This is a genomic window from Vibrio chagasii, assembly GCA_041879415.1.
Classification (GTDB): domain Bacteria; phylum Pseudomonadota; class Gammaproteobacteria; order Enterobacterales; family Vibrionaceae; genus Vibrio.
Window position 1 is genome coordinate 1,456,796 of sequence record CP090851.1, and the last position, 15,254, is coordinate 1,472,049.

The window sequence follows — 15,254 nt, forward strand, 5'->3', positions numbered from 1 at the left end:
TAGGAAAAGAAAACACCACACTCATAGCCTGAGCGTGGTGTTTGTTTTTACTTTCTAGGGTTGTTGAACCCACTCACATCAAATCGTGATTAGTTAGCTGGACGCCAAACGCCCCACTTGTCGTTTTCGTAAGTCGCTTTCGGGTTTTCACCACCCTGAATCCACCACTGCGCTTTCCAGGACTGGTTAGAGTAAGTCACAACTTCACCACCAAGGTAAACCTTAGATGAATCCCATGTGCCATTGTCTGGGTCTGGAGTCGGATCTGGATCCGGCGTTGGATCTGGGTCAGGTGTTACACCACCATCTTCAGCAATCACTTCGAATGTGAAGGTTTCAACACTCTCACTTTCAATAGAGCTAGCAATGAAAGACAATGTTTCGTTCGCTGTGATCGCTGTAGTATCAACCACAATTGAAGCCGTACCATTGTTCTGGATGCTTACTGCAGAACCTTGTGTTTGCGTAAGGTTAGCGGCTTCACTTGTTGCAATCACAACTTTGTCGCCCGCATTCACTACATTGTCACTCTTAACAAGTTCGTAGATATCCCCTTTCAACGGTTCAACACCGCCATCACCACCGTCAATCAATGTCAATTGACCTGAAGCTCGACCATCTTTTGAGTTGAAGAAGTTACGTGAAGGATCATTCTGGAAGTACATGTAGTGCTGCATTTCAGCATGCCAGTCGCCGATAAAGACCGCGCCATCTTTAAACTCTTCATGCCAACCGTTAATTTCTGAAGCAAGTAAGCGAGCCCAATCGTTAACGTTGCTTGCATCAATCACGATGTCGAAACTACGTGCTACTTCACCATACTTGTTGATGATGTCGTACTTCACTGTGTCACCAACCTCTGGCGTACCGAACTGGTCAGACACAAACAAGTCGCCACGTACTAGATCTGGTTGCGGTGTAGGATCTGGCGGAGGAGTTGTACCACCAGTAATGGTGATGTCTGAACAGTTATAGAAGCCTTCACCTGCCGAATCATTACGCTGCCAGCGCACAAATAAAATTGCATCGCCAGAACGGTCTGAAGGAATGGTTACATTGATGCGGTATTTACCGCCATTTACAGGAACATTGCCCTCTTCTTGGATAAGCTCTAGATCGCCCCATGCCAAGCCTTTACTCAAGTCCGCATTTGGTTTGGTTAGGTAGAACTCCCAAAATGAAGGGTTGTGTGGTGCGGTCGCGTTGAATACATATTCAAACGTACCTGTGCTTAGCTCAGTGCGTGTCCAACCCGTGTGAGGTGCACCCATACCACGCTTTTGCGAATCATTGGCGTAACATAACGTGCCGTCAGGAATCGCTGCTTTTACAGCATTAATGTTGTTGAAATCCTGAATATTTTTCGCATATTCGTTACGCTGAACAAACGGATATGAACCAGAAATTTCTTTTGCTTGAGCACAGGCTGCATTCGGTGGTGTACCCGACCAAATACCACCTTGCTCGTAACACGTGTTCTGACGTGCACTTGGAAATTCAGACCAACCATGAGCATTTGCCACTGACGGCACACTCGATAGCATAGCCATACCTACTGCTATTTTTAGAATGTTATTATTTATTGTTGTCACTTTCCCACTCTCTTTTATTTTTCCCTACACACTACACCAACAGGTTATTTGTCAACCAAAGTTGCAGTTCATGGGTTTATCGTTTTTGCTTAAAGAACAACGAAAAATATATACGTCAATTTTATCAATGGTAGCGAGTTTTATATTGATAGGAATCGGAATCACACAACTCACATAAATGCGTTGTCGATAGATGATGTTGCTTCGAATTATTGGATTTCAGTATTCTGTCTTGATTGTAGACATAACATTCAAAGTGAATAAAAAAGCGGCTTAACGAATAAGCCGCTTTGCGATTCCCCTATACAGAAGAGAATCAAATCAGAAAGGTAAGTGAGATCTTAGTCGAGCTTTTTCCATTGCTGTTCCACCCAATTTGGATCGACAGCGACACCCGGCAAGTACTCTTCATTGTTACATTCTGCTGCCCAAGGGCCGTAACATTGATAAACACCCTCACCTTCAAATAGCACAATGTCTCCATCTACATAACTACCAAACCCTTCAGGGTAAACATAGTCATGTTGTGGTGGCGGAGTGCCCGCTTCAAGCAAGTGGAAATTGAAGGTTTGCTGACCGACTAGCTTACCTTCGCTGTTTTTCACACTCACCACTAACATATGGTGACCAGCCTCAGATTTGGATAGCGGTAGCCTGACCGATTCTGAGGTTTCATCTTCGACCTGGCCACTCCAGTGCGCTAGAGACTCACGTCCATGGTTATAGACAGTAAGCTCAGCTTGAGCGTCACCTTCTGCAATCAATGTAAGATCGAGAACCGTCGCTTCATCCCCAATGATGTATTCAGGCTCTAGCCCTTCAACAGTCAGTGATGTGTCTGGTTCAGGCACCTCAACATCGTAGCCTATCTCTACACGTTGGATATCACTGTCTTTATTAACGTATATAGGGTTAACGCCATAAATAGGATCGAACCCGTTTTCACTCCATACGCCAGACTTAATATCGTCATGCTCTTGGTTAACTTTGGTCGCTAATGCCTTTGACCAGTTCTTTGGTTGTCCGGACTCACTGCTCGCAATCTCGACTCGAGTACTCAATGATGGGTTTTCACCAGATCCATCAAACACACGTGTGTATACCGCATCACCCTCTTTCAAATTCATGGTCGGAATTATCTGGCCTGCTTTTTCCCAACCCGGTAATTGAGAGTCATGGCCATCAAACACAACATCAATTGCGTTATAGAAAGCTTTGTCTGTATCGCCAACATCCCATACCGCCAAAATCACGTGATAGCCTTCTCGCTCCGGAACGTTACAAGTGTGAGTCGCCGTATCTTGTGTTATCTCTCCATTACCATCAACTTCACAGAAAGGTGTAAGGTCAAACGAATCTCGTTTCAATGGTGAGTTTTGGTCCCAACCTTCTTTCGTGATGTAGTATTTAAAACCAGCGGCAACGTGGTTAGCCTTAAATGTCCACTCAAACTCTTGGGAGCCCGCTTCGATTGAACGTTTCTGCCAACGCTCGGAAGTTTGCTCATCTAGGTTTCTCGCCATTGCAATTTCAGCACTGGCAATGTAACCATCAGGTGGTCCATTTTCTGGGAAGCCATCAAAACCTTCCACACTTTGAGGCTCATACTGTATGTTGCCACAATCCATATTCTTCGGCTGTCCCTCTGAGTCTTCTAAGTGACACAAAGCAACACGGCTTATGATGTTGCCATCATCATTTAGTGACACAAAACCGTGTGCCATTGCACCACCACAGACTGTAGACAAAGCGATTGCTAAAGCCGTTTTCTCGATTTTTATTCTCATAACCATTCCAAATTAAAGACTTTATTTGCCAAGCCGCAGGCTACTTGTCTTATCCTGCTAGCTGATTTGACTTTCTTGCATGAACCGACGACCACACTTCATTAATCGTTGCTTGGCTCGAACATTAATAAAGTGAGTGCATATTGTTCAACTTGAGAATGGTTGATGAAGTTTAGATTATTTAGTCAATAAACCTAATTGATACTCAACAAAGGTGACATAAGGCTGAGGGCGGCTTATATATCTGAAAAACATGAGGTTTACCCAGAAAAGAAATGAATCAGCTACTGGTTGTTAATTGAATTTTAGGCTTATTTAATCGGTAGGGTTTAAAGAGTGGAGAATTTTTGACAAGGAGTTGCTCGTCAAAATAACGATTTTAACGAGAACAGTAAGAGAGAAGTGAGTGATATGGTTTTAGTAACGGCTATTCATGCCCATACGATGCGACATATCATCGTCCATGCGTCCGCCCTTCCAACCACCACCTCCTAGAAGATTCAGAATATCGCGTGCGTTGTAGTCCTCGCCAGCGAAGAAGTCATTCGACACATCTTTTCGTAGTAATTGATTATCGGTCGCCAGTTCAGCGTTAAGAGCTTGAGGATCTGCAAACAGAGCCAAAGCAATGTGTTGTTGGCGCTTACTCAGGTCTTTAGAGCTGGTTTCTACTTGTCCGATAGAGAAAAAATCACGGCTTCCATAGCTCTTTACCATCTTGGCTGAAAGAAGCTTGATTACCTTTTTAACTCTGCGTCGTTGAATGTATCGAAACACACAAACTCCTTATGTTAGAACACCTAATGTTTCTGCATAGTTGGTTGATCAGAGATCCACTTACTCAAATATGAGGTAAGTTTGATCATCCACTGAGACACTTTTCACTTGAGTGTTGAATACAGACTCAAGTTGTTCTGGAGTCAACACTTGTGCCGTGGTACCAGAAGCTTGTAAAACGCCTTTGTCGAGCAGTAGCACTTGGTCAGCGTGTCTTAGAGTACGGTTAAGGTCGTGGTTTGCCATGATTACAGCGATACCCTTTTGTGCCACTCTTTCAATGAGCTTATAGAGCAACGCCTCTTGCGCAATGTCCAACGGTGCCGCTGGTTCATCTAAGATCAGTAACTTCGCATATGGGTTAAGTGTTGGCCAAACTTGTAGGCACATGCCCGCCAATCGAACCCGCTGCCACTCACCACCTGACAAAGCTTGGATTGAGCGATGTAGCTTATCCGCTATGTCGAGCATCTGGGCTATCTCTTCCAAGGCTGCATTGATTTCAGCATCAAGCCCCTGTGACGAGCTTGGTAGCGATAGTGCTAGGTATTGGAATACTTCTAAGTTGAAAGCCGGTCTTGCACTCTGACACAAGTACGCACGGTGCAATGATAGGTCCTGTAACGATAAGTCAGATAGGTCTTTTTCATCGAGCTTGATATCACCTTTATAGCTGTCACCAATACTCGAAATGGCTTCCAGCAAAGTACTCTTGCCACTGCCATTAGGCCCAATAACATGGGTCACTTGGCCCGGCTTGAGCTCAAATGATAGTGGTAATAAACGAGCGCCGACGCTCAGGCTCTTAATTTGAATCATGATTTTTAATTAACATCCAAATGAAGATAGGCGCACCGATACTTGTGGTCATCACACCCAAAGGTAATTCTGCAGAATCGAGTAAGGTTCGTGCGCAAATATCGGCAAACACCAGCAGCGCTGCCCCCGCAACGGCAGACAGAGGCAGTAAATATTTGTTGTCGGTACCAATTGCTAAACGCAGTAAGTGTGGCACAACCAGACCAACAAAGCTGATTACACCGCCCAACGCCACTGCACAACCTACCAAAATGGATACTGCGAAGATTAAGCGCCAACGTAACTTAGGCACATTCACGCCAAGTTGCGCCGCATGGGTCTCACCAATCATCAGTTTGTCGAGCTTACTACCTTGCAGACACAACCAGATAATCACAGGGATCATCACTAATGTCAGCGAGTGTTGATACCAAGTCACGCCACCTAAGCTACCCATTAGCCAGTACATCAACAGACGAAGGCTCATGTCATCACTGAAATAGAATGCCCATGTCACCATCGCACCAGAAAGAATACCTAATGCGACACCCACCAACAGCAGCTTGGTCGTGGTAAGCCGCATTGCTTTTACCATGCTCACCAGAATCACTGTAAAACAGAGGGATCCTAAAACCGCTGCGACCATGAAGAGCTCTGGGGTAGGAGCAAACGGCAAGAAGAACAACACAATCACCATGGCGAGGCTTGCACCACCAGAAATGCCGAGCACACCCGGCTCTGCGAGTACATTGCCCAACAAGACTTGTAAGCTTGCGCCAGATACAGCTAGCCCTGCCCCGATGGCAATAGCCGCCAGTAATCGAGGTAAGCGTAAATCAATCAGTAGTTTTTGTTCTAATGTGGACAAGGTGCCCAGAGGGGAAATGAAGAGATCGCCAACCATTAGGTAAATAGCACTCAGCGCGATTAGCAGTGCTGCCATCAGATAAATGGCTCGCGTCCATTTACGCTGTTTTTGGTGAAGAAGTTGTTGGAAATCCATATCAAGCTACTTTGAAATTGTTCGCGTAACCTTACCTGTATCCCCAAATAAACTCAAGGTTCACACCGTAATGTGAACCTTGATATTTCAACCAGTTGAGCGGTTATTCAACTAAGCGTCAGCGCTTCTACTGATTAATCGTAAACCAACTGACCATGGTCGAATCGCGTTTCCACTTCACACACCATTAATGCTGCTCGTTGACCGATAGCAACATTCCGATTAGGGAACACCACCGCTTCGTTTTCGTTCTTCGCCATCAATGGTTTGTCACCATCATGACCAAAGACTTCACCGTGCTTGAAGGCAGTAAAGTTCTCTACAGAGTCTGAGAACATGAAATCGAAATCATCATGTAAGCGAACAATAGTGCGGCTAACGCGATAAGTAATGGTTGGCTTAGGCAGATGCTCTGGTTCTACTTCCGCGATTAAATTACGCATGGCTAAATCAAAAGCGGTTAGTTTATCCAGTTGGTTCTCACCGATTCTCGCAACTTGCCCAAGTTCCATTGTCAGAGCTTGCGCTTCGAAGTTCTCAGCACTGTACCAGCTGAAAGTGCTGGTTGGCGCGTTTGACAGCAACACGGCTTCAACGTGAGCACTGTTGATAAAGTCGAATAACTCTTTGCTACGTACTTCGTGGCGAACCTTAGGGCTCACCGCAAATGAATAATGCTTAGATAAACGGATTGCACAGTGTAGATCTAAGTGCCAACGAGTTGCTGGCTTGGTTTCTTTGTAAAACTCTGTCACCAGAAATTTTAAGTTTTGGGCGATATCCACTTCTCGATTACTTTCGTACTGTTTGTCATCAAACAGACGGTTCATATTCACATCAAGAAAACGGGTATGCGCGTTGGTTGCTTCTGGGTGAGCTATGATAAACAAGCATCTAGCGTTCACTGCCTGAAAGCCTGTTTCAATATCTTCAACGAGCTTATCAATCAGCTCCATTGGTGACGTTTCATCGCCATGTACACCGCTTGAAAAGATGATGTTCTTGGTTTCAGAATTGTAATCCGCGGGAATGACTTCCAATACACCACGTTGATGAAGCTTAATTTGAACACCGTTACTCAGTACGGTCTGTCCTGCAAACACTTCTTGCTCAAGATCTAGGCTGTCAAAAAGAAATGATTGGCGAAATAGGGTCTTCGTCATGCGCTACTCCTTAATTGCACGGCCGTATGTTAATAAATTGTACATAGAAATTGTGTTGCTAGGATCGCACTTATCAATAGAAACTCCGTTATCACTCACAAATACTACCCATATATTTATATTTCCTGCTTATTAACAAACCGAGGCCTGTGCCAAATAACTTTCTCATTTAAAGCGACTTTTCGTTACTTCAGGTTAGTTCAGCAAGATAAGAGCCACGTAAGCTAACACGACTCTGACCTACCATGAACAGATTGAGATCAATTAATCTTCCTGATTGAGCAATCTTTCAAATTCATCGATTTGAACTTTGACCATGTCGATACTTTGTTGCCAAAAGTCGGCTTTAGTCAGGTCCATTCCAAGATGTTTTTGAACCACTTCTTCCGCCATCATGCTGCCCGTATCACGCAACAAAGACACATAGTCGCCATAGAACTGTTCGCCCTTCGCATCACGCTGAGCGTATACGCCTTTACTGAACAGGTAGCCGAATAGGTACGGGTAGTTGTAGAAACTCACTTGAGAAATACTGAAGTGTAACTTGCTCGCCCAGAAGTAAGGATCGGCCTCAGTCATTGCATCGCCGTACCACTTTTTCCAAGTGCTCTCCATCAGGTCACACAGTTGTTGAGCCGTCAGTTCACCTTTTTCACGCTGCTCATAGAACGCTTTTTCAAACTCAAAACGAACTGGGATATTGACCATCAAAGCCAATGAGGAAGAGAGCTCTTCCCATAGCATTTCAAGTTTCTCATTGCGTGTTTGTGCTTGTTTAAGTAAGTAATCACGAACGATATTTTCAGCAAAAATAGAGGCAGTTTCTGCAAGCGTCATCGGGTAGCGTGTCTTACACAATGGCATATCTTTCATTACCCAGTTGTGGAACGCGTGGCCAAGTTCATGTGCCAGTGTCATCAAATCAGAGCGGCTCCCACTCCATGTCATAAACACCAGTGGTGTGCGTGTCGCAGCAAACTTAGTGCAGTACGCGCCTAAACGTTTGTTGGCTGCTGGTGCGGCATCAATCCAACCATTCTCAACCATTAAAGCGACAAAATCAGCCATCTCTGGATTCACTTCAGCAAAAGCGGTTTTGATTACCTCTATCGCTTCGTCAAAAGGGTAAACCTTAGATTCAGTGTCACCCAGTGGTGGCATTGCTGCTAAGTGGTTCCAAGGCTTCATCTCATCCAAGCCGTGAACTCTTGCCATTAGTAGACCCGCTTTCTGACCCACTTCGCGATTCGCTTTAGCGACAGACATCATAGTGTCTAATGTTTCAGGCACGATGCGGCTACCATGCAAGCTTGGATCTAAGAAATGTACATCACTGATTTTCGAACGCTTTTTATTTTCAGTCAGACGCCAGCCCGCCAGCGCATTTAAGATCGAAGCAAATGACTCTTGGTGCGTCTTCATGGCCCCCTGAACAGCGCGCCATGCTGGTTCTTGTTTGTCGAATTCACTGCCATAAAGCAAGCTAGCGGCTTGTGAGAAACCAAGCGCTTCTTCTTCACCATCAAGTTTTAGCGACAGTTTCAAAGAACCAGTTAGGTTGTCATATAAACGCCCCCATGCATCTCGCCCATCGACTTTCATCGCTGCTAATAACTGCTCTTCTGCAACGCTGAGTCGGCTGCTGGCTAATTTACGTGAGCTCTCAATCGCAAAGCGCTGGCCTGCAACATCTGCGCTCTCGTGTTCTAAAACGGCATCAATAAACTCGGGTTCTGCGTGAATCAAAGTGTCTTCGTATGGGCTAAATGCTTGAGACATTTCAGAGTTCAGCTTTGCAACACGGCCAAGCAACGCTTTTGCTTCTGTGTGTGTTGCATCCACCGACGCGTGGCAGTTAGCGAAGGTATTGATTGTGCTAAGTAATGTGCCAGCAGCTTCTGAAGTTTGGATGGCATTTTGCATTGCCAAAATGATGTGGCGTTTTTCAACATGTAGGTGTAACAGCTCAATACACTGTTGAATCAGTTCAATGTCCTGCTCAATTTTTGCATCATCAAGACCGCGGTAAGCAATGCTTAAATCCCAACTAGGTGTTGTCATGACTAAATTCCTTTCACGTAGGTAGTAGTACCAATCTGGTACAGCGGTTATGGATACCGCCTTATACTTCTATCTTTCTATTTATAGGTTTAATAAATTGTTTGTTATAACTTTGCTTTAGCACTCAGAGTACGGGCAGCCCTATCGCTTTAACACTGATAAAGCTTTGCGCGAACTGAGTGACTTGAATATGGGTTATCGATGCATTCTCGATCGATAACTTTGAGTACAGACTCGGATTTTTCCAATCAATATCAAGGCAATGCGCCAATAACATACGAATAACGCCACCATGAGTAACCAACAATAGATTGTCACTTGGATCGTTCAAAAGTTGCGACCAAGCTTGAGTTACTCTTTCGTGGAAGCTCCGTAAACTTTCTGCACCATTGAGCTTATGGTTCGATGGGTCTTGCCAAAAGGTGTCGAGCATTGCCCACTTGTCTTCAAGCTCATCAAATGCGATACCATCCACTTCGCCAAAGTTCATTTCTTGAAATTCAGGAGCAACAGACAAAGGCACAGACATGCGCTCCATGTACAAGTGAGCTAAGTCGCTGCAACGCTTCAACGGGGAAGTGATGACCGCATCAACCGCTATATCCTGGTCTACAAGAGCATCACAAATCTGCTGTTGAAGCTCCAGATTGACCAATACGTCAGAGACACCGTTCAGTGCAGCCTTCCCTTCCACTTTGCCATGTCTGAGCAAATAGATGTTTTTGGTGGTTCCATTGACCATATCAGTGACCTAGCCTTGAGCGTTAATAGAATGATTTGAAGGCTTAAGGTGTAGTGGCAACCCCGCGGCTATTAGAGTGACATGTTCGACAACGCGAGCAAGTGCTTGGTTCATGCGACCAGCATTATCAACAAATAAGCGCGATACTTTCCCTAGAGGAACAACCCCTAACCCCACCTCGTTCGATACCATGATGATCTGTGCTGGGCTATGCTCTACGCTTACAACCAAAGATTCAATCACAGCCTCAACCTGGGCATTAGTTGCATCATCACCCAGTTCGAAAATGATGTTATTGAGCCATAGTGTTAAGCAATCAATCAGTACCACATCGTCTTTCTTGAATGACTGCAGTTTAGCGGCTAATTCGACAGGTACTTCATGTTCTATCCACTCTTCACCACGACGATCTTTATGATGAGCGATTCGCTCACGCATTTCATCGTCCAGATACGTAGCGGTCGCAATGTAATGCAAACGACCATTTGAACATGCTTCGAGCGCACATAATGCTTGTTGTTCTGCAAAGCTCGACTTACCCGAGCGTGCACCACCTAAAACAAGATGTCGATGACTCTGATACGCTTGATTTTTCGTTGTCATGTATGGCCTCTAATACCCTGAATGCGTTACATAAAGCCGTTATAAAAACCCGCCACAAACACGATGTAAATCAGTAGTTCCATTAACTGTTGAGCAGCGCCCAAGCAGTCTCCTGTGAAGCCACCGATTCGCGCGATGAGCCACTTTTTGAATCCTATCCTGAACACGTAAGCGACGAGTGCCAATACAAAGGTAAACGCCAAACCAAACCACAAGCTCGGCAACAAACCAATCAGCATAAGAAAAACCAGTTCGCCCTTAGTTTGCTTATTGGCTAGAGGCTTGCTCTTGCTAGTATCCAAATCGCTGACATAAGGCATGTCGTAAATAAGGGATGCCGCAATCGCACGACTAAAGGTGTAACCCGTTACAATGATCGTGAACAATCCGGCCATACTGACCAATTCATTCAACAGCACCCACTTACCAAGCAGTGCCATTATCAACGCAGATGCGCCATAACTGCCAATTCGACTATCTTTCATGATGGTCAAACGGCGTTCGAGCGTCATGCCACCACCAATGCCATCCGCCATATCGGTCAAGCCGTCTTCATGGAAAGCACCGGTGAGCATCAAGCTGAAACTCATCATCAAAAAGATGGCAATAGCACTTGGTAGTACAGCATCAAGCAATAAAAATATCCCACCGCACAACACACCAAGTAGTAAGCCAACAGTAGAGAAGTAGCGACCAGAGCGGTTCATACGCTCTTCTGAATAAGGCGTATTCTTTGGCATCGGCAAACGAGAAAAGAAGCCCATGGCTAACGAAAACAGTTCCCATTGATAAGCTGCGCGATCTTTTAATGATCTTTCTGGCGTATCACTCATTAAACGGTGACTCCAGCGCTCTCAAAACTCGCCATATTGTTGTAAAACTCTGCCGCCGCTCGAAGGATTGGCATCGCCAGTGCTGCGCCTGTCCCCTCACCTAGCCTTAAACCAAGGTCAAGCAATGGCTCGGCATTGAGCAGGTCTAGTAAAATTTTGTGTCCAGACTCTTCAGAGCGATGCGCAAACATCATGTAATCGCGACAGTTAGGCTCAATTAAAGTCGCAACATACGCCGCAACTGACACAATAAAACCATCGACCAATACTGGCGTTCTGTTGTGGTAAGCACCAAGGAAGGCACCCACCATTTGCACAATCTCGTAACCACCGACTTGAGCTAAAATCGATTTAGGATCGAGCCCTTTACAGCGCGCAACACCTTGTTCAACCAGCGCCACTTTACATGCGAGTTGTTGTTTATTGATGCCGGTTCCTAAACCAACACACTCTGTCGCAGTTCGGTTTGCTAGCGCACTTAAAATCGCAGACGCGCTGCTGGTGTTGCCAATACCCATCTCACCGAACATGACAATGTTCGTGCCATTCGAAATGGTTCTAGATACAAGCTCCGCGCCCAGTTCAATACCACGTTCTACCGTTTCTAAACTCATTGCGGCTTCGTTGGCAAAGTTATTGGTTCGTGTACCCAAGCGTTGTGACACTAGCATTGATGAATCAGCTTCAACTGGCAATAGGATGCCCGTGTCGACTACCGTAATGTCGATGTTGTTCACTGCACAGAAACAGTTGATCGCCGCGCCACCATTTAGGAAGTTCAAGACCATCTGTTGCGTGACGGCACTTGGCGCAATACTCACACCTTCGTCAGCGATGCCATGATCACCTGCGAATATAATGATGCTCGGCTTGTTCAATTCGATATGTTCGACCGCCGACTCTTGTCCTTGGCTCTGAATTAATGCTAATTGAAAGGCAGTTTTTTCAAGTAAACCCAATGCCCCAAGCGGCTTAGTTTTTTGATCAATACGGTGTTGGATTTGCTGTGAGTATTTGGTATCTAACATAAAATTATTGGTACTTAGATTACAGAATGGGGTTTAGCGTTATTATCCGGTTGAAGCTCAATTGAATAACGCTTACTTAGGACGAGCTACCGAGAACACGTTGGATAGCGTGGCGTATTCGCCTCCACCTAGTCGAGATAAAGGATCCAGTTCGAGCGCATCTATCTTCAGGCGGTCGCTCTCTTTATCGATCACCTCTTCAGCTATATACACCTGCTCAATTTGCGCAAAGATAAGGCTTTGTGGCACCTCACCGACTTCTTTTACCTCATAGAGTGTGCAACCAAAAGCCACAGCGCACTGCTTCACTCTCGGTAAGGAAAAACCCTCAAATTCAACTAATTCAATGTTATTCGCGGTTACTTCTGACTCATTATACTCAAGAGTAGCTGCAGTCGCGGTCATCACTTCAGCTGAATTCGACGATGCGATATGTATAACTAGCTTACCCGTCTCATGGGCATTACGAGTGGTGTCTTTGATTTCTCCCGATGGCTTCTTCCCGACCGATAACATCAGCAGTGGCGGGTTACTTGAAACAGGCGTGAAATAAGAGAAAGGCGCTAAATTGTATTCTTGGTCAGCAGATTCAGTTAACGCCCAGGCGATAGGACGAGGGACAACGGTTTGCGTCATCAGGTGGTAAATCTGAGTAGGAGCGAGAGTATCTAGCTTGAGGTTCATAGCACATCCTTGGTCTATGGGGATTACGATTTAGTTTACGTGTTAAGTGAGGCTGTATCTATCGTTATATCAACTAAAGCGGGGAGGATGTTCTTAATTTGAGCAGTTTAAACCGACATTTTCTCAATTTGAGAATCAAAAAGACTAACAGATTGTACTTCGTTTGCCATGACAACCAAGAATCAATAACTTACGTTTTGGCACCCTTTATGCTTTTTTCAAAGTACTTGTTAATCTCTCCATTGATAAGTACCCATACAGTGAACACCCACACTGTTAGCTACAAAATGCAACACCAAGCAACACAACCGGTTGAAAAAAGTAAAGCTCAGTAAATTGATTTAGGAGGTGCGATGATTCCAAACTCAAGCAAAAGAAAACCAAATAAATCAAGCAAGAAAACTAGCAAAAAGGTAAGGAAAATCCCACTGTCCTTCACCTAAGTTTGCGAAGCAAGTAACAAGCCCGTCGCCCAACGGGCTTTGTTATTTTTGGGGTTTTGAGTTTTTAAATCATATCAACACAAGATTTCATTGGCTCATTAAAATCTCAATAGTTAGACAATCAGTTCACTTTAAAGTCATTCTGCCACCCAAAAACCAAGCATTGGCTTACTTGTCACACTCCGTAAACTTAGCCTTACATTTCATAAGCTTATAAGTGACTAGGGTTTATTTACTCTCGAATCCTAGTTGTTAGTATCGCCCCATTAATCATTAAGGGGATTTATGAAGAACAAAGGCTTTACATTAATCGAGTTAGTCGCCGTGATCGCTGTTTTAGGCATTATCGCTGTGGCAGCAGCACCGCGCTTTTTGAACATCAAGTCTGACGCAACCATAGCCACTCTCGATGGGTTCATTGGAGCCTTCAACGCAACCAATGAAATAGTCATGGGCAAAGCAACCATTGAAGGTTTAGAGAATGAAAAGCTCGCGCAATTGCCGGACCAAGATATATGGATTCGATGGGGTGCTATCGCATTAGATTCAGACAATATCAAAAACGCGATGCAGACTGATGACTATCAGTTGCTCAGCTATGGGCCAAAATTCAACCCAACCCTCATAGTCTACACGGGCAGAGAAAGGCAATTTAGAGAGCTAAAGGGCTATAACTGTTTTGTGCAATTCACTAGGTCTTACACGTTAGATCAAACCCAACTCATCAACATTGGCGATCTGACAATCAATAAATTCTATGACGGGTGTTAATCCCTTAACTTGAAAATCTATTACGAACATTTCTTGCCAGATCTCTTTAAGCCCGTATACGCGGGCTTTTTTGTTCCCACAACACAACTTTCCTATAGCTAATGCCGATCGCTCGTATCTAATTTGCACGTGCCTTCACATTAAAAGCGAACAAGTTTTCGTCATTGAACAAGAAGGTTTAAATTGAAACAGTGACTTACGTAAACGTTAGGGATAGTTATGAGCATTTCTGGAGATAAGACATCAATCATAGTGGCTGGTGCTACCGGGCTAATTGGTCGTCATGTGATGAGCCTGCTTATCAACGAGCCTGCAATAGAACACATTTACGCTTTGTCCCGAAGAGCGCTCGATCCACAGTTCCACTCAGAAAAGCTCCACACGCTGATTCACAGTGATCTGCAAGTTACCAGTTGGGACGAAACCAAAACCACACCCAATCTCGGGGTCATTTGCTTAGGTACCACCAAGAAAAAGGCAGGCTCGAAAGAAGCATTACGAAAGGTCGATGTTGAGCTTGTCAGTCAGGTCGCACAATCGATGAAGTTCTTGGGAGTGCAAAGGGTCGCGGTCGTATCAAGCTATGGAGCATCGGTCGATTCCTATTCACACTACCTCAAATGCAAAGGTCAAATGGAGCAGAACTTAAAGCGTATCGGCTTCAAGCAACTGTTCATTGCGCGTCCAGGGCCATTGGTTGGCGAACGAGAAGAACCAAGAGCCGACGAAAAACTGCTACAAAGCGTGTTTCCACTTCTATCGCCTTTTATGTTTGGGAAATTCAAAAACCTACGCCCTATCCAATCGAAAGATGTCGCTCAGGCCATGTTGTTCCGATTGTTCGAAAATAATTTCCAAAATATCGAAATTTACTCATCCAATGACATGCTCAATTTATTGGCAAAATATCGCTAAAAAGCTCACCTATTCACCATAATGTTGAATATCCACTCATACTATTCAGTGGAT

14 protein-coding genes are annotated in these 15,254 nt (G+C 44.8%); 2 read left to right on the forward strand and 12 right to left on the reverse strand.

Annotation, left to right across the window (positions count from 1 at the left end):
* Nucleotides 1-89: 89 nt before the first annotated feature.
* From L0991_06535 to L0991_06590, 12 genes are all read right to left on the reverse strand, one after another.
* Nucleotides 90-1,544 carry a lytic polysaccharide monooxygenase gene (locus tag L0991_06535; GenBank protein ID XGB63862.1) on the reverse strand — a complete coding sequence of 485 codons (1,455 nt, stop codon included), beginning with the start codon at nucleotides 1,542-1,544 and terminating at the stop codon, nucleotides 90-92.
* Nucleotides 1,545-1,933: 389 nt separating this feature from the next.
* Nucleotides 1,934-3,379: an N-acetylglucosamine-binding protein GbpA gene (gene gbpA, locus L0991_06540; GenBank protein ID XGB63722.1), complete on the reverse strand. Its 1,446-nt coding sequence runs from the start codon at nucleotides 3,377-3,379 to the stop codon at nucleotides 1,934-1,936.
* Nucleotides 3,380-3,796: 417 nt separating this feature from the next.
* Entirely contained in the window at nucleotides 3,797-4,156 is a 360-nt protein-coding gene (locus L0991_06545) for a hypothetical protein (GenBank protein XGB63723.1), read from the reverse strand.
* A gap of 60 nt (nucleotides 4,157-4,216) precedes the next feature.
* Nucleotides 4,217-4,975, reverse strand: coding sequence for a vitamin B12 ABC transporter ATP-binding protein BtuD (gene btuD / locus L0991_06550; protein ID XGB63724.1), 759 nt, complete (start codon nucleotides 4,973-4,975; stop codon nucleotides 4,217-4,219).
* On the reverse strand, nucleotides 4,962-5,957 hold the full coding sequence (btuC, locus tag L0991_06555) for a vitamin B12 ABC transporter permease BtuC (GenBank protein XGB63725.1): 996 nt from the start codon (nucleotides 5,955-5,957) through the stop codon (nucleotides 4,962-4,964). The genes btuD and btuC overlap by 14 nt, the downstream gene beginning before the upstream one ends.
* Before the next feature lie 134 nt (nucleotides 5,958-6,091).
* Nucleotides 6,092-7,120, reverse strand: coding sequence for a succinylglutamate desuccinylase (locus L0991_06560; protein XGB63726.1), 1,029 nt, complete (start codon nucleotides 7,118-7,120; stop codon nucleotides 6,092-6,094).
* A 264-nt stretch (nucleotides 7,121-7,384) separates the two neighbouring features.
* The gene (locus L0991_06565; GenBank protein XGB63727.1) at nucleotides 7,385-9,181 is read right to left on the reverse strand and encodes a M3 family oligoendopeptidase; all 1,797 of its coding nucleotides are present in this window, start codon (nucleotides 9,179-9,181) and stop codon (nucleotides 7,385-7,387) included.
* A gap of 124 nt (nucleotides 9,182-9,305) precedes the next feature.
* The gene (locus L0991_06570) at nucleotides 9,306-9,923 is read right to left on the reverse strand and encodes a histidine phosphatase family protein (protein ID XGB63728.1); all 618 of its coding nucleotides are present in this window, start codon (nucleotides 9,921-9,923) and stop codon (nucleotides 9,306-9,308) included.
* Between the two features lie 9 nt (nucleotides 9,924-9,932).
* Nucleotides 9,933-10,526, reverse strand: coding sequence for a bifunctional adenosylcobinamide kinase/adenosylcobinamide-phosphate guanylyltransferase (cobU, locus tag L0991_06575; protein XGB63729.1), 594 nt, complete (start codon nucleotides 10,524-10,526; stop codon nucleotides 9,933-9,935).
* Nucleotides 10,527-10,552: 26 nt separating this feature from the next.
* A complete protein-coding gene (locus tag L0991_06580) occupies nucleotides 10,553-11,359 on the reverse strand; it encodes an adenosylcobinamide-GDP ribazoletransferase (protein ID XGB63730.1) in 807 nt (268 codons plus the stop codon).
* The gene (gene cobT / locus L0991_06585) at nucleotides 11,359-12,387 is read right to left on the reverse strand and encodes a nicotinate-nucleotide--dimethylbenzimidazole phosphoribosyltransferase (GenBank protein XGB63731.1); all 1,029 of its coding nucleotides are present in this window, start codon (nucleotides 12,385-12,387) and stop codon (nucleotides 11,359-11,361) included. The genes L0991_06580 and cobT overlap by 1 nt, the downstream gene beginning before the upstream one ends.
* 72 nt (nucleotides 12,388-12,459) lie before the next feature.
* Nucleotides 12,460-13,071: a flavin reductase family protein gene (locus tag L0991_06590; GenBank protein XGB63732.1), complete on the reverse strand. Its 612-nt coding sequence runs from the start codon at nucleotides 13,069-13,071 to the stop codon at nucleotides 12,460-12,462.
* A 728-nt stretch (nucleotides 13,072-13,799) separates the two neighbouring features.
* On the opposite strand from L0991_06590, the gene L0991_06595 reads away from it, so the two are divergent.
* Nucleotides 13,800-14,285, forward strand: a complete 486-nt coding sequence (locus tag L0991_06595; protein ID XGB63733.1) for a type II secretion system GspH family protein — start codon at nucleotides 13,800-13,802, stop codon at nucleotides 14,283-14,285.
* 219 nt (nucleotides 14,286-14,504) lie between these two features.
* Nucleotides 14,505-15,200 carry an NAD(P)H-binding protein gene (locus L0991_06600; protein ID XGB63734.1) on the forward strand — a complete coding sequence of 232 codons (696 nt, stop codon included), beginning with the start codon at nucleotides 14,505-14,507 and terminating at the stop codon, nucleotides 15,198-15,200.
* Nucleotides 15,201-15,254: the final 54 nt, after the last annotated feature.